Annotated in this window: 24 protein-coding genes and 2 pseudogenes; 10 read left to right on the plus strand and 16 right to left on the minus strand. The window is 45.8% G+C overall.

Annotation, left to right across the window (positions count from 1 at the left end; genetic code table 11):
• Positions 1–47: 47 nt before the first annotated feature.
• Genes pcnB through panD form a run of 5 tightly spaced genes read left to right on the plus strand, consistent with a single transcriptional unit; the run spans position 48 to position 4,039 of the window.
• Positions 48–1,433, plus strand: coding sequence for a polynucleotide adenylyltransferase PcnB (gene pcnB, locus ABUE20_RS12330; RefSeq protein ID WP_408620241.1), 1,386 nt, complete (start codon positions 48–50; stop codon positions 1,431–1,433).
• Positions 1,430–1,954 carry a 2-amino-4-hydroxy-6-hydroxymethyldihydropteridine diphosphokinase gene (gene folK, locus ABUE20_RS12335; protein ID WP_408620242.1) on the plus strand — a complete coding sequence of 175 codons (525 nt, stop codon included), beginning with the start codon at positions 1,430–1,432 and terminating at the stop codon, positions 1,952–1,954. Before pcnB ends, folK begins: the two co-directional genes overlap by 4 nt.
• Before the next feature lie 18 nt (positions 1,955–1,972).
• On the plus strand, positions 1,973–2,773 hold the full coding sequence (panB, locus tag ABUE20_RS12340) for a 3-methyl-2-oxobutanoate hydroxymethyltransferase (protein WP_408620243.1): 801 nt from the start codon (positions 1,973–1,975) through the stop codon (positions 2,771–2,773).
• Between the two features lie 2 nt (positions 2,774–2,775).
• The gene (gene panC, locus ABUE20_RS12345; protein WP_408620244.1) at positions 2,776–3,633 is read left to right on the plus strand and encodes a pantoate--beta-alanine ligase; all 858 of its coding nucleotides are present in this window, start codon (positions 2,776–2,778) and stop codon (positions 3,631–3,633) included.
• A gap of 22 nt (positions 3,634–3,655) precedes the next feature.
• A complete protein-coding gene (panD, locus tag ABUE20_RS12350) occupies positions 3,656–4,039 on the plus strand; it encodes an aspartate 1-decarboxylase (RefSeq protein ID WP_408620245.1) in 384 nt (127 codons plus the stop codon).
• A gap of 35 nt (positions 4,040–4,074) precedes the next feature.
• Here panD and msrQ read toward each other — a convergent pair whose 3' ends face one another.
• From msrQ to hpt, 7 genes and pseudogenes are all read right to left on the minus strand, one after another.
• A complete protein-coding gene (gene msrQ, locus ABUE20_RS12355) occupies positions 4,075–4,689 on the minus strand; it encodes a protein-methionine-sulfoxide reductase heme-binding subunit MsrQ (RefSeq protein ID WP_408620246.1) in 615 nt (204 codons plus the stop codon).
• A 1-nt stretch (position 4,690) separates the two neighbouring features.
• Entirely contained in the window at positions 4,691–5,695 is a 1,005-nt protein-coding gene (msrP, locus tag ABUE20_RS12360) for a protein-methionine-sulfoxide reductase catalytic subunit MsrP (RefSeq protein ID WP_408620247.1), read from the minus strand.
• 288 nt (positions 5,696–5,983) lie between these two features.
• Complete coding sequence (gene trmB, locus ABUE20_RS12365) at positions 5,984–6,652, minus strand: tRNA (guanine(46)-N(7))-methyltransferase TrmB (RefSeq protein WP_408620248.1); 669 nt, start codon at positions 6,650–6,652, stop codon at positions 5,984–5,986.
• A gap of 19 nt (positions 6,653–6,671) precedes the next feature.
• Positions 6,672–7,445, minus strand: a complete 774-nt coding sequence (locus ABUE20_RS12370) for an ABC transporter permease (protein WP_408620249.1) — start codon at positions 7,443–7,445, stop codon at positions 6,672–6,674.
• A gap of 3 nt (positions 7,446–7,448) precedes the next feature.
• A pseudogene (locus ABUE20_RS12375) lies at positions 7,449–7,574 on the minus strand (ABC transporter ATP-binding protein); the annotation flags it as partial.
• Positions 7,575–7,663: 89 nt separating this feature from the next.
• Positions 7,664–8,387, minus strand: a pseudogene (locus ABUE20_RS12380) (ABC transporter ATP-binding protein); the annotation flags it as partial.
• A gap of 30 nt (positions 8,388–8,417) precedes the next feature.
• Positions 8,418–8,948, minus strand: coding sequence for a hypoxanthine phosphoribosyltransferase (gene hpt, locus ABUE20_RS12385; protein ID WP_408620268.1), 531 nt, complete (start codon positions 8,946–8,948; stop codon positions 8,418–8,420).
• 274 nt (positions 8,949–9,222) lie between these two features.
• Between hpt and ABUE20_RS12390 the strand changes: the two genes are divergently transcribed.
• The gene (locus ABUE20_RS12390) at positions 9,223–9,840 is read left to right on the plus strand and encodes a TetR/AcrR family transcriptional regulator (RefSeq protein ID WP_408620250.1); all 618 of its coding nucleotides are present in this window, start codon (positions 9,223–9,225) and stop codon (positions 9,838–9,840) included.
• A gap of 420 nt (positions 9,841–10,260) precedes the next feature.
• Here the strand turns inward: ABUE20_RS12390 and ABUE20_RS12395 are convergent, their stop codons facing one another.
• Entirely contained in the window at positions 10,261–11,805 is a 1,545-nt protein-coding gene (locus ABUE20_RS12395) for a carboxylesterase/lipase family protein (protein WP_408620251.1), read from the minus strand.
• 355 nt (positions 11,806–12,160) lie between these two features.
• A complete protein-coding gene (gene mpl / locus ABUE20_RS12400; RefSeq protein ID WP_408620252.1) occupies positions 12,161–13,516 on the minus strand; it encodes a UDP-N-acetylmuramate:L-alanyl-gamma-D-glutamyl-meso-diaminopimelate ligase in 1,356 nt (451 codons plus the stop codon).
• Between the two features lie 109 nt (positions 13,517–13,625).
• Between mpl and ppa the strand changes: the two genes are divergently transcribed.
• On the plus strand, positions 13,626–14,156 hold the full coding sequence (gene ppa / locus ABUE20_RS12405) for an inorganic diphosphatase (protein ID WP_408620253.1): 531 nt from the start codon (positions 13,626–13,628) through the stop codon (positions 14,154–14,156).
• Positions 14,157–14,482: 326 nt separating this feature from the next.
• The gene (locus tag ABUE20_RS12410) at positions 14,483–15,298 is read left to right on the plus strand and encodes a TIGR03899 family protein (RefSeq protein ID WP_408620254.1); all 816 of its coding nucleotides are present in this window, start codon (positions 14,483–14,485) and stop codon (positions 15,296–15,298) included.
• A 47-nt stretch (positions 15,299–15,345) separates the two neighbouring features.
• On the opposite strand, the gene cobA is transcribed toward ABUE20_RS12410, so the two are convergent.
• From cobA to ABUE20_RS12440, 6 genes are all read right to left on the minus strand, one after another.
• Positions 15,346–16,278 carry a uroporphyrinogen-III C-methyltransferase gene (cobA, locus tag ABUE20_RS12415; RefSeq protein ID WP_408620255.1) on the minus strand — a complete coding sequence of 311 codons (933 nt, stop codon included), beginning with the start codon at positions 16,276–16,278 and terminating at the stop codon, positions 15,346–15,348.
• A 116-nt stretch (positions 16,279–16,394) separates the two neighbouring features.
• Positions 16,395–17,408, minus strand: a complete 1,014-nt coding sequence (locus ABUE20_RS12420) for a 2-hydroxyacid dehydrogenase (RefSeq protein ID WP_408620256.1) — start codon at positions 17,406–17,408, stop codon at positions 16,395–16,397.
• Positions 17,409–17,580: 172 nt separating this feature from the next.
• Positions 17,581–18,342 carry a phosphoadenylyl-sulfate reductase gene (locus ABUE20_RS12425; protein WP_408620257.1) on the minus strand — a complete coding sequence of 254 codons (762 nt, stop codon included), beginning with the start codon at positions 18,340–18,342 and terminating at the stop codon, positions 17,581–17,583.
• Positions 18,335–20,017 carry an assimilatory sulfite reductase (NADPH) hemoprotein subunit gene (gene cysI, locus ABUE20_RS12430; RefSeq protein ID WP_408620258.1) on the minus strand — a complete coding sequence of 561 codons (1,683 nt, stop codon included), beginning with the start codon at positions 20,015–20,017 and terminating at the stop codon, positions 18,335–18,337. Before cysI ends, ABUE20_RS12425 begins: the two co-directional genes overlap by 8 nt.
• A complete protein-coding gene (locus ABUE20_RS12435; protein ID WP_408620259.1) occupies positions 20,017–21,807 on the minus strand; it encodes an assimilatory sulfite reductase (NADPH) flavoprotein subunit in 1,791 nt (596 codons plus the stop codon). The genes cysI and ABUE20_RS12435 overlap by 1 nt, the downstream gene beginning before the upstream one ends.
• Positions 21,808–22,004: 197 nt before the next feature.
• Positions 22,005–22,697, minus strand: a complete 693-nt coding sequence (locus tag ABUE20_RS12440) for a TIGR04219 family outer membrane beta-barrel protein (RefSeq protein WP_408620260.1) — start codon at positions 22,695–22,697, stop codon at positions 22,005–22,007.
• Positions 22,698–22,976: 279 nt separating this feature from the next.
• On the opposite strand from ABUE20_RS12440, the gene ABUE20_RS12445 reads away from it, so the two are divergent.
• The gene (locus ABUE20_RS12445) at positions 22,977–23,684 is read left to right on the plus strand and encodes an enoyl-CoA hydratase/isomerase family protein (protein ID WP_408620261.1); all 708 of its coding nucleotides are present in this window, start codon (positions 22,977–22,979) and stop codon (positions 23,682–23,684) included.
• Positions 23,685–23,855: 171 nt separating this feature from the next.
• Positions 23,856–24,425, plus strand: a complete 570-nt coding sequence (efpL, locus tag ABUE20_RS12450; protein ID WP_408620262.1) for an elongation factor P-like protein EfpL — start codon at positions 23,856–23,858, stop codon at positions 24,423–24,425.
• A 58-nt stretch (positions 24,426–24,483) separates the two neighbouring features.
• Here efpL and ABUE20_RS12455 read toward each other — a convergent pair whose 3' ends face one another.
• On the minus strand, positions 24,484–24,714 hold the full coding sequence (locus ABUE20_RS12455) for a hypothetical protein (protein WP_408620263.1): 231 nt from the start codon (positions 24,712–24,714) through the stop codon (positions 24,484–24,486).
• Between the last annotated feature and the right edge of the window lie 154 nt (positions 24,715–24,868).

Raw genomic sequence — 24,868 nt, forward strand, 5'->3', positions numbered from 1 at the left:
GTGGAGGAATAGCTATTTTTCGCCGAATCATTAAGGCGTGTAGTCAAATGCTACAGCAGGAACACGAACCCGAACAAGTAGCCATCGGGAAAACTATTATTCCGCGCGCCGAACACACAATTTCCCGACAAGATATCAGTGAGAATGCACTGAAAGTACTTTACCGTCTACACAAGTCCGGCTATGAAGCTTATTTAGTCGGGGGGGGAGTCCGGGATTTATTGCTTGGGAAAAAACCCAAAGACTTTGACGTCACCACCAATGCCACGCCCGAAGAAGTGAAAAAGCTATTTCGAAATTGTCGGCTGGTTGGTCGCCGCTTTCGCCTAGCCCATATTTTATTTGGCCGGGAAATCATTGAAGTAGCCACCTTTCGAGGTCATCATCATGACAACGACGATGATGATGACGATCAAAAAACGCATCTGCAATCTGAACAAGGCATGTTACTGCGGGATAATGTTTACGGAACTCTGGATGAAGATGCCGAACGCCGTGATTTCACGATTAATGCCCTCTATTACAATATCGCGGATTTTAGTATCGTCGACTTTGCCGGTGGACTTGATGACATTGAACAACATCAACTGCGATTGATTGGCGATCCTGAAGTCCGGTATCACGAAGATCCAGTACGGATGCTGCGTGCCATCCGCTTTGCCGTCAAACTCGGCTTTAAACTGTCTGATGAAACCCGTCAGCCGATTGCTCAGTTAGCCCATCTGCTCCGGGATATTCCGGCGGCTCGGCTATTTGAAGAATGTCTCAAACTATTCTTAGCTGGCGAAGGGAAACGTACCTTCCTGATGCTCCGTGAATATGGTTTACTCTACGCCTTATTTCCACAACTCAAGCCATTGCTGAGTAATGATGATCACAATCAGGCACTCGACTTTATTTGTCGTAGCTTAGATAGTACCGATCAACGCGTTCGTCAGGAACAACGAGTCACTCCGGCCTTTATTTTTGCGGCCATACTGTGGCCGGTCTTAGAAATTCGGATTCAGGAAGTCCTCACCGAGCTGTCATTGTCTCCAAACGATGCTTCGGCACTGGCCATGAATCAAATATTGGACGTTCAGTGCAAAAGTGTGGCCATTCCTCGTCGGTTTACCAGTGCGATTCGGGAAATCTGGGAACTCCAGGGCCGTCTGGCCAAACGTCAGGGCAAACGAGCCAAACGGAGTCAAGAACATCCGCGTTTTCGGGCTGCGTTTGATTTTCTGGAACTGCGGGCTGCGGCGACAGAAGATCCACAGCTAACCGAGCTGGCGACATGGTGGCAGAGTTACCAACAGGCGAATGAAAAAACACGGTTTGAGATGACCAAAGAATTAGGCTCCGGTCGTCCTCGTCGTGCTCGAAAACCTAAATCATCAACTCGTCCACACCGCAAAGCCCCTCGGGCATCCAACTCAACACATTCATCATGATCCGTACTTATATTGGTTTAGGGAGTAATCTAAAAAACCCTAAACAACAACTACAAGCGGCCATTCAGGCTTTGGCCGCACTTGAGCATTGTCGATTCATAACGGCATCGGGGCTCTACGCCAGCCAACCGATGGGGCCTCAGGATCAGCCCGATTATATGAATGCCGTCATTGCTCTGGAAACATCCTTAGAGGCCCATCAGTTATTAGACTGTACCCAAAAAATCGAACTTGATCAGGGGCGTGTGCGTAAATCCGAGCGCTGGGGACCCCGAACACTAGACCTCGACTTATTGCTCTATGGCGATCAGGTCATCAATAGTGAACGACTGACCATTCCCCATTATGGTTTGGAACAACGTGAGTTTGTTCTCATTCCGCTCGCAGAAATTGCGCCAGAGTTGCGACTACCCGGCCACCAGCAAAAAGTCAGCCAGCTCGCAGCCGCAATCGACCCGAATGGACTGGTTTGTATCGAAGATGAAGCCCAGTGGGCACGGCCCCTACTCATTTCAGATTAATCAGAGGAGAATGTTGCTATGAGTCAACCTAAATCGATTGCCACGCTGCAAAAGATGAAAGAGCAACATCAGAAAATCGCAACCATTACCGCCTATGACGCCAGCTTTGCTGGATTGTTTGATACGGTGGGGATTGATGCCATTCTCATAGGAGATTCACTGGGAATGGTTGTACAAGGACATTCCTCAACGCTCCCTGTCACTGTTGACGATATGGTCTACCATACACAAGCCGTGGCTCGAGCCACCTCTCAAACCCTCATTCTATCCGATATGCCATTCATGGCCACCACATCGCTGGAAGTCACACTACAAAATGCAGCCCGATTAATGCGAGCTGGGGCACAGATGGTGAAAATTGAAGGCGGTGCCTGGCTGTGTGACACCATTCAGGCATTAGTACGACGGGCGGTTCCGGTCTGTGTTCATATGGGACTCACTCCCCAATCAGTCCATGTTTTCGGGGGATATAAAGTTCAAGGGCGCGGTGATGAACAAGCCCAGCAACAATTTATTGAGCAAGCCCAAGCGGTTGAACGAGCCGGAGCTCAGCTTCTGGTGTTAGAATGTGTTCCCGCGAAATTAGCCGAGCAGGTCACTCAGGCCGTGCAAATACCAGTCATTGGGATCGGTGCAGGTAACGCTACTGATGGCCAAATTTTAGTCATGCACGATGCCTTGGGGATTACTCAAGGGCATATTCCTAAGTTCGCTAAAAACTTTCTGAATGAGGCGCCGGATATTCAAAGTGCTATCCGACTTTATATTGAACAAGTCCAACAGGGAATATTTCCCGGACTAGAACACACATTTAATTAATCATGCTGATACATACAGATCCTCAATCCGTTCAACAGCTCACCCGGCAATGGCGAGCTAATGCAGAACACATTGCGTTTGTGCCAACGATGGGTAACTTACATCATGGGCATTTAACACTGATTGAAAAAGCCAAAGAAATAAGTGATAAAGTCGTCGTCTCTATCTTCGTCAATCCGATGCAATTTGATCGCAGCGAAGACTTTGACAGTTACCCAAGAACGCCTAAGGACGATCTCGAAAAGTTGGAACAAGCGGGTGTCGATGTTGTTTTTATGCCCACGGATCGTGATATTTATCCAGATGGCTTTGAAAAAAGCAGCTCTGTTTATGTCCCCCATTTAAGCGATGTTCTTGAAGGCGCACTGCGACCTGGACATTTTAAAGGCGTCGCAACTGTGGTCACCAAGCTATTTAATATCGTAACTCCAGATGTAGCTTGCTTCGGAGAAAAAGATTTTCAACAGTTGGCTTTAATTCGTAAACTGACCGCTGATTTAATGCTGCCGATTACCATCCAGTCAGTCCCGGTAATTCGTTATGAAGACGGTTTGGCGATGAGTTCACGGAATCGTTTTCTGACTCCAGCTGAACGCGATATCGCCCCGCAATTGACCCGCACTTTAAGGCAGATGGGCCAACAGCTCCAGCATGGGGAAAGTGCGGTCACTGTTCGTGAAATGGGGATCCAGCAACTCACCCATACCGGCTTTCGGGTCGATTCACTCGATATTATGGATGCTCGAACACTCACCGAGATCAATCAGCACTCGCAGCAAGCGGTCATTCTGGCCTCAGCCTATTTAGGTATACCCCGCTTAATCGATAATTGGGTCGTTGAGCTATCACCATCGATTTAACCTAAAATTCAAGAGAATTATCATGGAATTAACGTTACTACAATCTAAGTTGCACCGCGTTCGGGTGACACTCGCAGAGCTCAACTACGAAGGCTCATGTGCCATCGATCAGGATTTTATGGATGCAGCTGGAATTTTAGAATATCAGGCCATTGATATTTACGACGTCGATAATGGCGAACGTTTTTCAACCTATGCGATCCGTGCGGAACGAGGTTCAAAAATCATTTCAGTCAACGGTGCAGCTGCTCGCAAAGCCTCGGTTGGCGATAAATTGATTATTTGTACGTTTGCCCGGATGAGTCCGGAAGAAGCCCGCGATCACCGTCCGACCATCGTCTTATTTGATGAAAAAAATGAGATTAAAGGCACTAAAAATGCCATCGCCGTCCAAATGGCTGAATAAGTTCGAATGAAGCCACGCAATGCGTGGCTTTACTTTCACTTTCTCGCTTTTTTAAGCCTTCGACGAAAACGCTTCTGGACCATCCAGACAACTCGACTTCCCAATAATACCGCGCCAATTACCCCATAAATAACCGCTTGTTGATAACTGGAACGCACCTGCCAAAATAGATGTAACCAAGAAAACAACAGTGCCGGATAGACCAAATAGTGCAATCGCTGCCAGTTTCGTTTCAAACGCCGCATCCAACCGTTGGTGGATGTGAGCCCTAAGACCACCAAGATCACAACCGCAGGAATCCCCATCCAAATATAAGGTCGTTGGAGCAATTCATCCCCCAAACGATGCAGATCGCTCCCTAAAATAAACAGGTAGTAAGCCAGCAGATGTAACAATGCATAAAACAGGGTAAATAATCCGAGCATGCGCCGGTGTAACATCAACCACGACCATTTGAAATAGCGGGCACCAAAGGATACACACAGGGTCATCAACAAAAAACGTAATGCCCAAAATCCACTTTCATGCACTAAGGTCTGTGCTGGATCAGCCCCCAAGGATTGGCTTAGCGCGCCGCCCACCAGCCATATCACCGGAAGGATGCCCAGCACAAAGATAAGCCAGCGCCGGATGCGAACAGGTATTTTCATCTTAAAAATTCGCCTTTAAATTCATTCCCCGATAAAGGTCCGCCACTTCGGAATAACCGTTATACAACTGGGTTGGGATAATATTCGGGCGAAATAATCCGGATGGCAGTCGCCGCTCTTTTTTCTGACTCCAGCGAGGATGATCAACGGCCGGGTTCACATTGGCATAAAATCCGTACTCCTGAGGCGCAATCTGCTGCCAGGTATTCAGCGGCTGTTGCTCTGTCAGCTCAATTTTTACAACTGATTTAATACTCTTAAAACCATATTTCCACGGAACGACCAACCGTAAAGGCGCTCCGTTCTGATTGGGCAATGGTTTACCATATAAACCCACAGCCATAATGGTCAACGAATGCATCGCCTCATCCATACGCAACCCTTCAACATAAGGCCAATCAATCGTGGCAAACGCACTGGCCTGCCCCGGCATCTGCTCCGGTCGCAGCACCGAGGTAAACTTCACATATTTAGCTCGGCTATTGGGTTTGACCTGTGTTAATAGTTGCGCCAATGGGAAACCAATCCATGGGATCACCATCGACCAAGCCTCCACACAGCGTAATCGATAGATCCGCTCTTCTAAGGTCACTTTACTAAGCAGATCTTCTAGATTAAAGGTGGTCGGTTTGTCCACTTCACCACTCACTTCCAGCTGCCAGGGAAATGGATTAAACGAACCACTATTTCTCGCCGGATCGGTTTTCTGATAGCCGAATTCATAAAAGTTGTTATAACTAATCGTATCCTGAAAAGGCGTCAGCTCCTCAGAAATAGCCATTTGATTCGGAGTAGCCCCAGCAATCTGCTGATTGAGCCAACCGGGACGCGCTTGAGAAAGTGTCTCATCCGCCGCAATCTGAGTGGGTTTAGCCTGAGCGAACGACGGGACCAAGGTGCTCGCTCCCAGAGCTAGCGAACCTTTCATAAACTGACGACGGGCTTTATAGATAGCCTCGGGAGTGACATCCGCTTCGGTTAATGGGGGATTCTTTTTAAATAACATCGCAAGCTCCTGTAATCATCATGGCTGATTAAGATATCTGGTTTAATTCAGTCGTGGCTTACGTTGTGTTTATTACAGAAAAAATCGAATTTATTCCAATAACAAGATAAAAAAGCAGAGTATCCAAACAGACTTTTCAAAAAATACGATGGCAGAAGCAATCTCCCCCTCAAGGGAAACGCCTGAGTTAAGCGCTTAAGATGATGTGAACAGCCTACCTCAAGATCGCGACAAGCCCGTCAGGAACCACAGCCCTGACGGGAAATTCACTTCAGATGATTGAATCAGTTATTTCAATTTCGAAGCACAGGCAGCTTGATCTAAATCGGCCTGTAACTGCCAAAGCTGCTGGCCGCTCGCGGCATATTTACGCTCAAAGGGGGTCAGTGGTTGCTCAGCGACAAACGAAAACGGCTGACAGTTCACACCATAGCAGTTCAGCGCCTGCGCGCACTCGCGAAGGTATAGTTCCCAATTACTCCGGACCTGCAACACCCCTCCCAACGCAACCAAAGCCGGAAAGGCATTACTCGCATACCAACGGCGCAGCAACTGAGCCGGTTTAGGCCAAGGGGTTGGATATAGCAAAAAATGCCGCCACAATTTTAATCCATGCTGATCCATTAACCGCCACACATCATTCAGATCGGCCCGCAGTAACAGATAATTAGCCTGCTGATTACGATAGGCATGATGCTTGTCCAGACGAACGCCCGATTTATCGATCCCGACAACCCGCGCTTCGGGATACAACGCCGCAATCTGGGCCGTACTCTCGCCCACACCGCAGCAGGAATCCAAAATCAATGGCCCCGATGGGTGCTCATCCAGCCACCGGAGCATCTGTTCAAAGGCTTGCAAGCTATGATCGGCAACCGGTCGTCGATTGGCATGCTGGCGATAGCGCTCGACCCGTGCAATCAACTTGGGATGAATATCCGGTTGCGGAGAGATCACCGGACGGGAATTTCCTTTTTTAGCTTCGTAAACCATAACCACGTTTAATTAAAATATATGCCCACAGGTACAACGCGATAATAAACAGCGTTAAGACACCAAATGAAAAGCTTAATGGCACATCATTAATCCCTAAAAATCCGTAGCGAAAAGCGCTCACCATATACACAATCGGATTAAAGTGCGACAACCCCTGCCAAAAACTAGGGAGCAATGATATGGAATAAAAGACCCCCCCCAGATAAGTCAACGGAGTCAAAACAAACGTCGGAATAATACTGATATCATCGAACGACTGCGCATAGATCGCGTTAATCAGCCCTCCCAACGAAAATAATATAGAGGTAAAACAAACCGTTAATACAATCACGGGAATACTATAGATATGGACCGGTACAAAAAATAGTGATACCAATGAAACCAACACCCCGACACACAGTCCACGGGCCATCCCACCACCGATGAAGCCAAAAATAATCACATAATTCGGGATCGGTGCCACTAATAGCTCTTCGATATTATGTTGAAATTTAGAGCTAAAAAACGACGACGCCACATTCGAATACGAATTGGTAATCACCGACATCATAATCAGGCCCGGAACAATAAACTGCATATAGCTGAATCCGGACATCTCACCGACTCGACGACCAATAATATTTCCGAAGATCACAAAATACAGCGTCATGGTAATAGCGGGAGGAACTAACGTTTGCACCCAGATCCGGGAAAAACGATGGATCTCTTTATCCAGGATGCTTCGAAATGCGATCCAATACACACCTGCATTCATAATTTAACTATCTCTCCCATGCTCAACCAACGACACAAACAACTCTTCTAAACGGTTGGCTTTATTGCGCATACTCGCCACTTCAATCCCCTGCTCACTCAACTGACTGAACACATGATTAAGTCCGGAACCTTTATGCACCACAACTTCCAACGTCGAACTATCGACTAAATGGCTTTCAATATCATTTAATGCGGGGCTCTCAACCGGTTGGGTCAGATCCAAAATAAAGGTTTCTTTTGTTAATTTAGAAAGTAGTCCTCGCATAGAGGTATTCTCAACCAACAAACCCTGATCAATGATACCAATATGCCGACAGAGCATTTCGGCTTCTTCCAGGTAATGAGTCGTCAGAATGATTGTCACTCCTTGCTGATTCAAATCCCGTAAGAAATCCCACATTGAACGCCGCAATTCAATATCAACTCCGGCCGTCGGTTCATCCAAAATAAGCAATCTCGGGTTGTGCATTAATGCACGCGCAATCATTAATCGCCGTTTCATACCACCGGACAGATTTCGAGCACGTTGATTGCGTTTATCCCAGAGACCTAAGCGCGTCAAATGCTCTTTCGCGCGCGTTTTGGCGAGTTCACGAGGAACCCCATAATATCCGGCCTGCTGAATAACAATCTGTGAAACCGTTTCAAAAGGATTAAAATTAAATTCCTGAGGCACCAGCCCGACCTGCGATTTAGCCAACTCCAATTGGGTATCCAGATCATAACCAAAAATTTTCACTTCCCCGGAGGTTTTATTAACGAGTGAGGTTAAAATCCCAATAGTCGTCGATTTGCCCGCACCATTCGGCCCAAGTAATGCGTAAAAATCACCAGATTGGACCGATAAAGAAAGGCCTTTTAATGCTTCAACACCACCTGCATATATTTTACGCAACGATTTAATTTCAATAGCTTTTTGTTGCGTATCTGAACTACTCATAGCTCTCCCGTACTCTCAATAAAAATCAGTTTACTCTGGAACGACTTTACCAATATATGGCAGATTACGATAACGCTGCGCATAATCGATACCGTATCCCACGACAAACTCATCAGGGATCGAAAAGCCAATCCAATCGACCGGAACATCCACTTCCCGCCGTGAAGGCTTATCCAACAAAGTACAAATCGCAACACTATGAGGTTGTCTCAAGAGTAATAGTTCACGAACTTTACTTAAGGTATATCCAGTGTCGATAATATCTTCAACGATCACCACATCCGCATCACGGATATCATCATCCAGATCTTTGAGCACCCGCACATCCCGTGTCGACTGCATCGCGCTGCCATAACTGGATACGGTCATAAAGTCTAAAATCATGGGGCGAGCAATCTGGCGACATAAGTCCGCCATAAAAAGACACGATCCCCGTAATAACCCCACCAGAATCAAAGGTCGTTCAGGATCGGTGTAACGCAGCTCAATCTGCGCAGCTATCGCTTTAACCTGCTGAGCGATCTTTTGTTCGTCAATAAGGGGGGCAATAGAATGCTTCATCATAAGTGTTAAATCCAATATAAAATTCAGAATAAAATGATCGAAAACTCGCCATTGTAACTGACTGACTCACCAATATTTTATAAATATTTATGTAATTTACAGAATTTCATTCTGTTTTTTTTGTAGTGAATAATCTATCATTAATCCCAGAACAGCGGGCAGTTGTAAACAAAATGCTAACAACTCGATATATCTTGCTGTTTTAAATAAAAATATGGGCCATTTAGAGCCTTCATAAAAAATTAATTAAGTAACTAAACGAGTAAATATTATGGATACTACAACTAACGTACGTCGTCGGACCCGTTTATCTCCAGAAGCACGTAGAAAACAGCTGATGGAATGTGCTACAAAAGTGTTCTCTCGCCGCGGTATCGGCCGTGCCGGACACGCAGAGATAGCTGAGTTAGCTAACGTTTCTGTAGCCACAGTTTTCAACTATTTTAACACCCGCGAAGACCTTGTTGATGATGTTTTGTCAGAAGTCGAGCAACGCATTTTAGCCTTAGTCAATGATACGTTCAGCGATGATAAAGCCCCGCAAGAATGTATTCATGACTATGTCATTCGCTTAGTCGATACCACGTTCAATGAACCTGATGTCGTGCATATCTGGCTTGAATGGAGCTCTTCTGTTCGAGAAGATATCTGGCCTCGTTTTACCAAAGTTCAGGAACGGATCAATGAGATCATTGGTAACTCGCTGCAACATGGCTTCGAACAGGATCAACTGACCAGCGCCATGGATGCCAAAAATTCAGCTCAGGCACTCACTGCTGCATTTTATCTATCCGTGCAGATGGTCAACCGTCCCGATCAGCCTTCTCGGGAAACAGTCATTGATTTTGTCAATGACTACGTAGCCTCACTGCTTCGTCCTTTGAACTAAAGGGCACTAAGGTTAACACATTTCCTACAGCGTCCCAACCGGGACGCTGTTTCTTTAAAAAGAACCTGTAATTTTCAAACCCACGCCTCTTTATACCTCTCCAATAACTCGCTAAATCCCCCAATAATCAGGCATCATCATAGCGTCCGGATAACGGCGTGCACGCCTATGAGCCGCTCTTTATATCCAAAGGATGGCCTGAAGCCTGAAGAGACCATTGATACATTGCTTCTAAAATAACACGGCTCACTCAGAAGTGGGTTGAGTACCGAAATGGAGAGATAACAATACACTCTTGGGGGTATACCGACGGTATGACAATATCGTAAAACCAACTACATCACATGGGATATCGGTGATTTCATACACTTAAAAAGCTCCGATTTCGGAGCTTTTATTCCGTCAGATCGATTGAATCACTTAACTTTGACTGGGTTCAATGACATCTAATTGCGTTTTCATGGGATCGGCAATAGTTTGGCTATCACTCGCCCCTTGAGGTGAAAACCACATCAGACGATCTTTGTTTGTCTGGTATTGAGGCCATTCAGGAAGACCCGGACCATTCGGATTACCTGTTTTTGCAAAATTAATCCAATACTGGTGCATCATTGTCGCCATAGCTTGATCTTCCGAAGTTGTCGCTTGCCCATACACAGCCTTCAATGTATTAAAGACATAGGCCATTTCAGACGCATGCGTTGCTCCTGGCTGTTGACCTTGCTGAGAACTGGCAACATAACCAAAACGGTATTCCCAGACCGGGGTATTGTTTGCCACAAATTCTCGGGCCACAAATCGAGCAGGCTCAATCATAAACTGCTGCATGGCAATACGATAAGCCAGTTCCTGTAACGAACCTTCCCCCGAATAAGCAGCATTAGCGGCAATCGGATCAAGCCCAAACAGGTTAAATACCTCATCTCGTGTGGTCGGACTTCCATTCACAAAACCGAGATCATAATCATTGGTCCCAACCAATAGAGGAACATGTGCAAAATCACCTGACTCATAAGCACTTTCCGGATGCTCTCGAAGCAGCCGACCATCGAGGATCGATCCTCCATAGATATCCTGATGATCATTCATGTTCCACATATTCATATCACCCAAGATATCATCGACAGGGAGCGCCCTAAGCCTTTCCAAAGCCTGTTGATCCGCCCCTTCGATCCCAAGTGTTCGAGCAAAATTAACCCCTACTTGCTCTGCTTGATCCCAATGCTGACCATTGCCGAGCTGATGACGCCCACCGCCGGATTCTATAATTGCCTTATTAAATAGGTTACGACTGTAATGGCTAGTCAATAGCGCATTGATAGCGTATCCGCCTGCTGACTCACCAAATACGGTCACATTATTCGGATCACCACCAAACGACACAATATTATCCTGAACCCAGTGCAGCGCCTTAATTTGATCCATAATGCCATAATTTCCCCGGAAGACTTTATTCCGAAGACCTGGATGAGCAAAGAAACCAAATTGACCCAATCGATAATTAAAGCTCACCAAAATTACCCCATTACGGGCAAATGATTCGCCTGAATAAGTCGGTGAGGCCGAGCCACCATTCATAAAGCCCCCCCCATGGATCCATACCATAACCGGGAGTGACTCTACGGCATCATTAGGACGCCAAACATTAATCGTCAGACAGTCTTCACTGAAATTAGGGGGGAGTGATGCGAGTGTATCTCCGTCATAAGGAACTTGAGGACAACCAGGACCATATTCCGTTGTTTTTTTGATCCCTTGCCACGGTTCTGGCGAGAGTGGACGATGCCAACGTAACTTACCAACCGGCGGTTTAGCGTAGGGGATCCCTAAGAAAGCATCCACCTGTTCATGCGTCGTTCCTTCAATTCTTCCGGATTGTAATTGAATGATCGGACCTTGTGCCGCCGCATATATCGAACTACTCGTCAGTAATGCTGCCATAACACCCCACTTAAGTATCTTCATATTTAAGTCTCCTTCGTTTTCCGAACTTCCATATTGAATCTACTGTTCCGAAGGCCATTAATCCCATGAAATGGACGAGCGAATCACTGAAATCAAGCGACATCCGGAGCACGTTAATGACAAATAAGTCATTAACGATGATTCTATCAGGCCAATCTCTTTATGTCCCGATTAATATCGTGTGTTCGAACTGGAGACCGTTTATCGTTTATGGTTAAATTTGTTCAAATATATGACTTTGAACGCGCACTTCCCGGTACACGATTAAAATCCGATAAATCGTGTACTCAGACTCTGAAAACGAGATTATCCTATGCTATAAAATGGCCAAAAGGCCATCTCATAACAACGTCCCTTAACCTGCATTTTTTTGTAGAGCCGCAATCAATTTTTGATGCAACCCACCAAACCCGCCATTGCTCATAATCACTATATGTTCATGCGGTTGACACGAAGCGACAATATTCTCAATCAGAGTCTCTAGGTCATCAAAACAAGAAGCCGATGCCTGACCGGCAAACAGTTGCTTAACATCCCAATCCACTCCGCCGCTATAAATCATCTGTCGATCCGCAATTTGCAGACTCTCAACTAAACTTTGCTGATGAACCCCCAATTTCATGGTATTGGAGCGTGGCTCAAGTACCGCGGTTAGCGGAGCATTCCCAATATTGGCTCGCACGGCCTGCAATGTGGCTCGAACCGCCGTCGGATGATGTGCAAAATCATCATATACAGAAACACCATGAATTTCGGCTAGTTTTTCCAGTCGCCGTTTAGGTGGAATAAAACGCGCTAAACTCTCTATCGACAACGTTGGCAAAATCCCGACATGATAGGCAGCAGCGATAGCCATCACCGCATTGCGAGCATTATGCTCTCCCAACAAAGACCAATGCACAGTCCCTTGAGATATCCCATCGAAAAAGACTTCAAATACTTGCCAGTCATCATGCAAAGGTTGAATCTGCCAGCGCCCCTCGGCACCAACCGCAACGCGTTCACTCCAGCAACCTTGCTCTAAAACCCGCAGCAAGGCAGCACTATCGGCCGGGTACAGAATTTGTCCGATCCCCGGGACTGTACGCACTAAATGATGGAATTGCCGTTCAATGGCTGCCAAGTCTGGGAAGATATCGGCATGATCATATTCAAGGTTATTCATGATCAGCGTTTTAGGCATGTAGTGAACAAATTTAGAGCGCTTATCGAAAAAAGCACTATCATATTCATCGGCTTCCACCACAAAAAATGGCGAATCACCCAAGCGAGCCGTCTGCCCAAAATTTTGAGGCACTCCACCGATTAAAAAGCCGGGCGCATAACCGTTATCTTCCAGCAACCAGGCCAGCATACTGGCGGTCGTGGTTTTACCATGCGTCCCAGCGACCGCCAGCACCCAACGTTCACCCAAGACATGATCGTGTAACCACTGAGGCCCAGAGGTATAAGTCAGGCCATGATTCAAAACATATTCAACACAAGGATTTCCGCGACTTAAAGCGTTACCGATAATCACCAGATCCGGAATATTCAATAACTGTTTTGGATCATAACCTTGCGTCAGTTCAATCCCCAGTTGCTGCAGCTGATCGCTCATAGGAGGGTAAACATTTTGATCGGATCCGGTTACTCGATGCCCTGCCTCAATTGCTAATTTAGCAATTCCCCCCATAAAAGTGCCACAAATACCTAATATATGAATATGCATATCATTTTCCTATTCACAGCCACCAAAGATGCTGTGTGACTGGTGATTATTGCGAAGGTCGTTATAATAAGCCCACTGAGAAACGATACATCTGATTAAAGGAAAAAACATGAGTCTGAATGACGTTCCAGCAGGTAAAAGCCTGCCTGAGGATATCAATGTTATCATCGAAATCCCAGCTAACGCATCACCTATCAAATATGAAGTCGACAAAGCCAGCGGCGCAGTTTTTGTAGACCGTTTTATGACTGCACCAATGTTTTACCCAGCCAACTATGGCTACGTAAATCATACTTTGTCATTAGACGGTGATCCGGTTGACGTTCTTGTACCAACCCCTTATCCCCTGCAAACCGGAAGTGTTATTCGCTGCCGTCCTGTAGGTGTTTTAAATATGACGGATGAATCAGGTGAAGATGCTAAAATCATCGCGGTGCCGGTTAGTAAACTGACCAAAGCATATGACAGTATTCAGGATATCGATGATCTTCCAGAACTGTTAAAAGGTCAGATCAAACATTTCTTCGAAAACTATAAAACACTCGAAGTCGGTAAATGGGTAAAAGTTGAAGGATGGGGTGATAAAGCAGCAGCAGAAGCTGAAATTGTCTCTTCATACGAACGTGCCCAGAAAAAATAGGCATCCTATCAATATGATAAAGGGGAGCCCTGCTCTCCTTTTGCTAAAACAACATAGCCAACATAATTAATATCGCCATATATAAGCAAAACAGGCTCATGGCCTCACAATAACGGATAAATCGTTTTAGCGGTTTAGACATTTGCATCACCTTATCGAAACGGCTATTTTAAACAAATGAATCGATAAAGTAACATTAAATTAACACACATTAAACATTATTTTCTAAGAATCGAGCGCTCAGTCTCAAATCAAAAAGATTGCCAAACGGCTCTTAATAAGCCACGATTTAACGATGTTTAAATAAATCACACTGAATTAATTGCATGAATAATACGTCCAGGCCTGACACTTCATCAGTGATTTCAGCGAAACAGCGTACCCAACAGCTTGCCCGTCATCACGGTCTGCACACACTCATTGAAACTCAGACACCTGACAGTACTTTTTCACAGAGAGCCGCAGCCCGATACAAATTAGAGCAAGCGCGCCGCCAGAAAAATCTGGAACAAATCCTATCTCAAGCCGAGAAATTATGCTCAGATGAAGCCAGTAGTGCCATTGATCCAGACTGGTTCGGTGCTTATTTGGAATTAGCTCAAAACAGTCTGAGCCGCCCCATGCAGCATTTATGGGCTCAAATTTTGGCCATGGAAATTGTCTCTCCCGGGCGTTTTTCAATCCGAGCATTACGGACACTCACGCTAATGACCCAGCGCGAAGCTCAGTGGTTTCAGCGAGCAGTCCAATTATCCAGCCGGATGGGGGGCGAACAGAATCATAAAATTTTATTGGGTGTCATGCGGCCAGCTGCCCGATTAGGGTTATCCCGCCCAAGACTACGACGACTGAATCTAGGACGTTATCGACTCTCCTATAGTCAGGTCATGGAGCTGGCTGAACTGGGACTTATTTACGATCGAGAACTAGAAAGTAGCTTTGCGGAAGATTTAGATCTCAGTTTTGAACAAGGCGGGCACATGTGGTTACTACGGCCCCGATTTCGTCATTGTAAATTAATCTACTACCGACTCACGCCTATTGGTGATGAATTAGCCCAGTTGATCGACTCATCCTCTATCGATACCTATCAGGATGACTTAAGTAACCTGCTCAGCGAATTTTATACACTACAACATTAGCCGCATTTCAATGCGGCATACCCCCATGCCTGAAGAACGGCAACAAATTAAAGTGCTGACTCGGGCAGAACCTTAGACTCGGCTACTGAGGTCAATGGTTCAAACCACTGTAACGATTCACGCAGCTCAACCACATGACCAATCACCAATAATGCCGGTGAGGCCGCCTGATGAGCTAATGATGCCAGATGAGTCAATTCGCCACTTAATACTCGCTGCTCCAGACGGGTCCCATTTTCAATCACTGCAACCGGCATCTGTTCGTCCATACCATGAGCAATCAGTTGTTCCTGGATCCGTTGTGCTTCCAAGCGTCCCATATAAATCACTAGCGTATGATTGCTTACCGCCAACGAAGACCAATCCGGTTCCTCGCCACCCGATTTGCAATGACCGGTGATAAAAGTTACCGCCTGAGCATACTTCCGGTGTGTCAGTGGGATCCCAGCATAAGTGGTACATCCTGATGCAGCGGTAATACCGGGAACAACTCGAAAAACAAGGCCTGCCGCCGCCAGCTGTTCTAACTCTTCCCCACCCCGACCAAAAATAAAACTATCGCCCCCTTTTAAACGAACCACCCGGGCACCTAGCTGAGACTGTTCAATTAAAATTTCATTAATTCGGGATTGAGGAACACTATGAAAAGATGCGGCTTTACCCACACAGATTAAACGAGTTGTCGTAGGGACCAATTTTAAAATGGCTGGGCTAACTAACCGATCATAAACCACCACATCGGCTTGCTGCAATAAGTTAACCGCAGCAACCGTTAACAACTCAACATCCCCGGGACCAGCTCCAACTAAAGCGACTTCACCGGCTCGCAAGGGTTGCCCCACCACCGGAATAACCGGTGCAGGAGTAGAACCAGAATGTTGCCAGAGTGCCGTCAAGGTCCGAACCATTCGAGTCATCCAAGGTTTAGTTCGCTCGGATACCGGCCATAGAGTACTTGCTAATGCTGAAAATAAAGCCATAAACATCTTCATGATACTATCGAGGATGGCACTATAACCAAGTTCCTTTTTATTTCAAAAGAACTATTCTCTATCTGATATAGACAAGAGCTATAACTTAACCTGATATAATGCCTTTAAGCTATAGCCGATGGGTTAACACAATTTTGCAACCGGCGCTCATGCAATGCAGCAATGAGATTATCAACGGCTAAAGTCGCCATGGCTTGCCGAGTTTGTTCCGTCGCAGAACCGATATGAGGCACAGCCACCACTTGCGGAAGTTGCAACAACGGCGAATTTTTCGGCAACGGTTCCTGATGAAAGACATCTAAACCGGCCCCAGCGATCATCCCCTGCTGTAATACATCGATTAAAGCCTGTTCATTCACCACATCCCCACGAGCGGCATTTATCAAAATGGCAGAAGGCTGCATCTGACTCAATAATGGATAATCAATTAAGTGATAGGTTTGCTCGGTGAGGGGGACCAGAAGCACCACAAAATCAGAACGTTGCATCAATTCGGCTAACGCCACTTGTTGCGCAGCAAATTGTTGCTCAGCTTCTGGATTAGCATGTCGCCCTGCATAGAGGATCGACATGCCAAAACCATGATGAGCACGCCGAGCCACAGCCATGCCAATTCGCCCTAAACCAACAATCCCCAGTGTTTTATGATGCACATCCAAACCAAATAATGATGCGGGTAGTTTTCCCTGCCATTGTCCCGTTTTCACCCAATCCGCCAATTCAACAACCCGTCGAGCGCTACTTAACATTAACGCGAAAACCGTGTCGGCCACTGTTTCATCTAAGACTCCGGGTGTATGGCATAACACAATGCCCGCCGCTGAAAGCACATCCACATCATAGCTATCAAAGCCCACCGAAATAGTTGATACCGCGACTAATTTAGGGAATAACGCTAACTGCTGCGAACCCAGCGTGAATCCCCCACTGGCCACTAATCCCTGAGCCGAAGCAGCGGCTAGTCGATAGTGCTCACTTTGCCGATCCTTTTCTTGAGGGAAATAATGAACATCAAAATAGGTTTCTAATCGCTCCAGTAAATGACTGGATAAAGTCTGACAAACGACAATCGAGGGATGTAGCATCATGACCTCTGAATGATAAAGTGGGCCATTCATACTAACAGGGTTCTGAGCGGTTGATAAGCAACTAAAATAACAAAGGCCACCTCTGACAGTGGCCTTAAAATCGATATTCCATAAAGAATTCCCGGTATTCAGTCTGTCCCCTTAAGAGAAAACCAAACGATAGTCAAAGCTGCATTCCTTGCAGCTTTAGGGGGTAGCCATCTTAGATACCACTGCCCTCATGCTCTTCGTGCAACCCACATTCTCGTTTTAAACCAAAAAAACGAGTCTCTTCTTCAGTCATTCCTGGTTCAAGTGGGCGGGATGTATGCCAGTCGCCTACCGATACATAGCCTTGATCCCATAAGGGATGATAGCTCAGACCATGTTCTTTCAGATAGTAATACACTTGCTTATTGGTCCAGTTAATAATCGGGAGCACTTTAAAACGATGATTCTGGACTTGTAACACCGGCAAATGAGAACGACTCTGGGACTGTTCCCGACGCAACCCAGAAAACCAGGTCTGCACGCCCAACTCGGCAAAAGCGCGATCCATGGGCTCCACTTTATTCATCTGATTATACTGCTTAATTCCTTCAATCCCTTGCTCCCATAATTTGCCATAGCGGATTTCCTGCCAGGCGGGAGTCATCGGGTTTGAATAGATTTTCAGATTCAAATTCAGCTTATCTGCCAATCGATCAATAAAATGATAGGTTTCATCGAACAAATAACCGGTATCAATCAAGACCACCGGAATATCCGGGCGGATCTCAGTCACCATGTGCAATAACACCGCCGCTTGGATCCCAAAGCTGGATGAAAGAACATGTCCTTCAGGCAACGACTCTAATGCCCAACGAATGCGTTCCTGAGGGGACAACTCTTCGAGCTGAGTGTTAATTCCATTCAGCCACTGTTTTTTCTGGTCAGCGCCAAGCGCTGACCATTGTTCAGGTAAAGAGGATAAAGCATCAATCATGAAATTCCCTCCCTTGGTTAACAGCCTTCACGATACCGGCTCTCACCACATAATCACCAAAACCTTCCTGCTCCTGACGCTCTTTTGCAAAACGGGCAAACAGACCATCTAACTCTTCCAAAATGGTTTCTTCAGGAATATTTTCGCGATAAAGTTTATTTAAACGAGTCCCAACCGGACTGGCTCCCAAATACAAGTTGTAACGCCCCGGACCTTTCCCGACAAAACCGATTTCCGCTGCAAACGGGCGAGCACAGCCATTCGGACAACCCGTCATACGCATCACAATAGGTTCATTGGCTAAACCGTTTTTCTCCAGCAACGCATCCACTTTGGTAATGAGTTCGGGAATATAGCGTTCACTTTCAGCCATCGCCAAACCACAGGTAGGCAGCGCCACACAAGCGATGGATAACTTCCGCAGCCAAGTGAGTTCTTCACCATATAGGCCATACTGGCGAGCCATCTGTTCAATCTGTGCCTTTTCTGCTTCAGGGACACCGGCAATAATGATGTTCTGGTTAGCAGTCATCCGGATATCACCCTGATGAACTTTGGCTATTTCTCGCAGTCCTGTCATTAACTGCGCATGTTCCGTATCGGCAATCCGGCCATTCGGGATATAACAGGTCAAATGCCAGCGACCGTCAAACCCCTGGATCCAGCCGAAACGATCACCACGAGTGGTCCAAGTCACCTGATGAGCCGGCGCGAAAGTCACACCGGAACGTTTTTCAACTTCGGCTTTAAATACATCTAACCCCATCGTATCGATGGTATATTTCAATCGTGCATGTTTACGATTTTCCCGATCGCCGAAATCACGTTGTGTTGTAAAGATGGCTTCAGATACCTTGAGAACATCTTCAGGGCGCACGAAACCAAGGGTATCCCCCAGACGAGGATATGTATTGGTGTCCCCGTGAGTCGTGCCCATCCCACCACCGGCAGCAACATCAAAACCGAGCAGCTCTTCACCGTCTAAAATTGCAATCAAACCGAGATCATTGGTGTAAACATCCACATCATTATGCGGTGGAACAGCTAACCCGATTTTAAATTTACGCGGCAGATAGGTCGGACCATACAATGGCTCTTCTTCCGGTTGATTCAGCGGTTTCTCATCCAGAAAAATCTCAGCATAAGCCCGGCTATGCGGCATAAAGTGCTCTGAAAGCTCAACTGCAAATTGATACACTTTTTCATGAGCCTTCGATTCAACCGGATTCGGATTACACATCACATTACGATTCACATCACCGCAAGCTGCAATGGAATCCAATAGCCGTTGATGCAATTTCTGAATGACTGTTTTCAGATTCCGTTTCAAAATACCGTGATATTGGAACGTTTGACGCGTGGTCAGACGAATATTACCTCGGGTAAGATGCTGAGCGATTTCATCGATCATCAGCCACTGTTCAGCGGTACAAACCCCACCTGGAACCCGGGCCCGCAGCATAAAGCTGTACAGAGGTTCCAGTTTTTCCGATTTACGCTCATTGCGCAGATCTCGGTCATCCTGCTGATAAAAACCATGAAATTTAGTCAGCTGAGTATCATCTTCGGAGATAGCACCCGTGAGCGGATCATTAATCCCCTCTTCAATCGTGCCCCTTAAAAAGTTACTGCGAGCTTTAATATATTCGTTTACAGCTAATTTTTTGTCACTCATCAGTAAACATCCCTCTGATAACGTTTATCTTTTCTTAATTGTTTAAGCCAGTTTTCAGCTTCTTTTGGTTCCATCTGACCTTGCTCCGAGACAATGGTAACCAATGCCTGATGCACATCTTTCGCCATCTTCGTTGCATCCCCACAAACATAAATATGGGCTCCACGCTGCAACCACTGATAGACTTCAGATGCTTGTTCCAACAAACGATCTTGCACATAGATCTTGTTGGCCTGATCCCGGGAAAATGCCAAATCAATCCGATTCAACACCCCTGATTTGATATATCCCTGCCATTCAGTCTGATAGAGGAAATCTTCAGTAAAATGAGGATTACCGAAAAATAACCAATTATCACCACTGGCATCTCGCGCATCCCGTTCCTGAATAAATGCTCGGAATGGAGCAATCCCTGTACCGGGACCCACCATAATTATGGGTGTTGAGTCATCCGCTGGCAGTTTAAAGTTCTGGTTTGATTCCACAAAGATACGAACCTGCTGCCCCGCTTCTAACCGGGATAAATATCCTGAACAGCCACCAAAACGAATGGCGTCCCCTTGCGGGTAACTCACAACGGCAACGGTTAAATCAACCTCAGCTTCCACATCAGCCTGACTCGATGCGATTGAATACATGCGGGGAGTCAAGCGACGAAGGACCGCCAGTACATCACTCGCTTCCACCGAAGCCGGATACGCTTTCATAACATCAACAATCTGATGGGTCACCGCATAGTCGCGTGCTAATTTTTTCTGTTCCGCAAGTGCTTTAATCGCTGCGTCATCAGACCAATTCGCCCACTGACTCACAAAACTAGGGGCCGTTTGTGTCAATTCATAATCTTGGAGCAACGCATCCCGTAAGCGGCGAGACTGACCGTCGACTTCAACGCTTTGCTCAGCATTCCAGCCCATAACGTTAATGATTTCATCGACTAACTCAGGGGAGTTTTCGAACCAGATCCCCAAGGCATCCCCAGGCTGATAGGTCAGTCCGATACCTTCCAGATCAAATTCTAAATGCCGGATATCTTTATCTGAATTTCGACCGGTAATTTTCTGGTTGGTTAACACTTCAGCTGTCGCCGGATTCAGTCGATCATAATGATGCTCAGAGGCAACGGTTGGAGTGGCATCCGTCAAACTCGCAGCAGGGGCTGCCAGTTCAGTGCTCAGCCAATTCAGAACCTGTTTCATCCATTCTGTTGCTGACTGCTCATAGTCCAAATCGCAATCCACACGAGCAATAGCACTTTTAGCACCAAGCGCACCTAAACGCTCATCGAAGTCAATACCGCATTGGCAAAACAGTTCATAGCTACTATCTCCAAGAGATAAAACACTGTAGCTCAGTTCATTGAGTTTAGGAGCTTTAGAAGAGCCGATAAATTCATGAAATTCCAAGGCATCATCGGGTGGTTCACCCTCACCATTGGTACTGGCAATAATGACCAAGTGAGTCTCTTTTTTGAGACTTTTTAATTTAAAATCACCAATATTGCTCAGTTCAACAGCTAATCCCTGTTGTTTGGCTTGCTCATAAAGACGCTCTGCCAATGCTTTAGCATTACCGGTTTGAGACGCATACAAAATTGTCGCTGTTTGTGACGCACTGAAACTAACCTCAGAAGCTGCATTCTGAGTAGCCACCGGCGGGTTCATTCCAGCTAAATAGCCACTCACCCATGCCAGCTGTAAAGGTGATAAATGAGCGAGTGCTTGATTTAATGCATCCAGCTGCGGTTGTGATAACGGACAGCTCAATACATTGAGTTCCTTCAAAGACATGTGTTAATCCTGAATATAACGATGGCCCTAGTTTAACGGAGGTTAAAGAACAGTCAGAAAGAATAAATCTCGATTCTTTATAACAAGATGGAATATTAAAAAGAGTCTATAACCACAAAAAAATCTCGCCAGAGACAAAATGGCGAGATTAATTTTAAAAAAATCATCTATATCAGATAGTTAAATAATTTAATATCTTACAGATGCATCCCCAAACCCAAAAACCACCCCTGAGTGGTGTTATCGACTTTCACACCTGAATCATCGAATTTTGTATCCAGATAACGATAGCCGGCACGTAATTGTAACGAAGCGACCACCATTGGAAGCACATCGTAAGAAATACCTATCTGAGAATCTGATACATGATTACCATCAAAATGCATATTAGATGTATTGCCAAATATTTCTAATCCAGTCATCGGAATATTCACATTGGCCGCCAGATAAAGTGTTGGTATCGCTTGGCTATAATCTTTTGAAACTCCAGACACATGAGCAGTTCCATCAAAATACTTGATATTCACCCCATAATCGAAACCAAACGCAGGGTTATCAAACAATTGGTAATAAAAGACCGCATCATACATATTCAAATCAGAATCAACACCGACACTTCCGGTATGACCACTCGTATCTAAATCCTGATAACGCACCATAAAATTAGGAAGCAATGGAATAGGATGTTCCACTGACGCATAAAATCCTGGCCGGAACTTTGTATCATAATCAGGATGATACGTTGTGCCACTCATTTTAACTGAAGCACTATTACTGTTCATATTCCAGAAGTCGATACCCGCTCTTGCACCTAATGTATCAGCATGAGCACTAACTGAGGCCAAAACACTCGACGTGGCCAACACCGCAATGGCAGCAAATTTTTTCATCTTCCAAGTCCGAATATTATTTTCAGGGGAATCATAATTTTAACGCAAAAGTGTTACCTTTGCTCATTAATCCATCAGTCTTTATGTGTATAAACCGTTTTGTGCTAATACACACACTTCATTACATAACTTATCAAATAAACCGATCTAGATCGCCTTTTTATAGAAATTTAGTTCACATTACAGTCAATTTCGTAACACTAATTATAGTGATGGCAAAAATGAATAGCTCATCAGTATGATGATGCCGTCAACCGATGTTCTCACATAGGAGGGATCATGATTCATACAGAACTTAATAGCGGCATCTTGGCCGTAACCTTTAATCGTCCTCAAGAATGTAATAGTTTTAATTGTGACATGTTTCGTCGGTTGCGAGATCGTCTTAAATCAGCAGAGCGCAATCCAGATATCCGCGTCATCGTCGTTACTGGTGAAGGCGAACATTTTAGCCTAGGCCAAGATCTCAATGACATGAGTCATTCCATCTTGAATAACCGTCATCCAGCCATCACATTTATGCGGGAATTTGCTGCATTTCCCAAACCTATCATCGCCAACGTTCACGGCAATGCATTTGGCTTAGGGATGGCTCTATTGCTCCATTGTGATTTGGTGGTTGCCGATCCAAATAGTCGCTTCCAGTTACCGTTCTCTCATCAGGAACTCGTGCCACTATTTGCCAGCAGTATGCTGCTTCCACAACGGATTGGACCTCAGCGAAGTACGGCCTTATTGCTTCTAGGAGAAGAGTTTACAGCCGAACAAGGATACCAATGGGGATTAATTAATCAGGTTGCACCGCAACAACAACGCGATGAAATCGTCGCGCGCTGGGGTGAACAATTATGCAACATTCCAGAACGCGTCATCCATCAAACCAAGCAATTGCTCCACCGTTCCGCGACACGCCATAGCGAAGAAGTCATGGCTGATGAATGGCATCTGTTCAGCGAATATATGCGAGAACCATCCGTTCACGCCTAATTCACACCATCGACAGGAAAGAAGACTTACTCCTTTCCTGTTTTCCCTATCAAGTACTCTTCAACTTGATAGTCACATCATAAATTCATCTAAATTTACTTCTCAGATCATTGGTCAAATGCTCATTTCATGCTAACTTTTGGCAAATTTATAATAAAGGATTAAATCATCGTGCCAAAAGCCAATGAATTACGTAAAGGTGGCGCTGTCGAATATAAAGGCAAAGTGCTGTTGATCAAAGATATTGAAGTTCACAGCCCTAGTGCGCGAGGTGCTGCAACACTCTATAAAGTTCGTTTTACCGACCTATCCACCGGATTAAAAGTCGAAGAACGTTTTAAAGGTGATGACCTACTTGATGCGGTTGATGTCAGCCGTCGTCCTGTGAGCTTTTCTTATATTGACGGTGAAGAATATGTCTTCATGGATAACGAAGACTTTAGCCAATTTGTTTTCCAACAGGCATCCATCGCCGATGAGTTACTCTTCATTACCGAAGAAACTCAAGGACTGCAAGTTTTAACTGTGAATGGCAAAGGCGTAGCAATCGAACTCCCAGCCTCAGTTGAACTGGTGATTGATGAAACTACACCATCGATTAAAGGTGCCTCAGCAAGCGCCAGAACCAAACCGGCACATTTTGCAACCGGACTCGTCGTCCAAGTTCCTGAATATATTGCCAGTGGTGAAAAAATTCGAATCAATACCGCCGAACGTAAATTTATGAGCCGAGCCGACTGATATCGCTCGATTCGAGTTCATATTCGCAAGCCCGCCACCGCGGGCTTTTTCATGCCCATCACAACCCTGTCCCCGGTTCCTGCGTTGCACCATCCAGACTACCGATGTGGGTATGGAATGCTATCGTGACAATAATCCCGGATGACGCAAGCTTCATCCGGGCTACACCATTATCGGGATTGAACGAGACACACCGCTCACCGTAGCCCGGATGGAGCGGAGCGCAATCCGGGAGAGCCGGCATAGGATGGTTTGGGATACTCGGGGGATGGCGATAAATGACAGCCATAAAAAAACAATCCTCCGGCATAGCCGGAGGTTTTTCATATGCGCCTGTAAGGCTTTCCTGCCAGCAGCGCCCTAGCAGGCGCATCGCGATCTGACATTTGCATATGACTATTACTTGCGGCCCGTAAACGGGCTTCCTGGATACGGGATCGACA

Origin of the sequence: Celerinatantimonas marina, assembly GCF_046054165.1 — a bacterium.
Classification (GTDB): Bacteria; Pseudomonadota; Gammaproteobacteria; order Enterobacterales; family Celerinatantimonadaceae; genus Celerinatantimonas.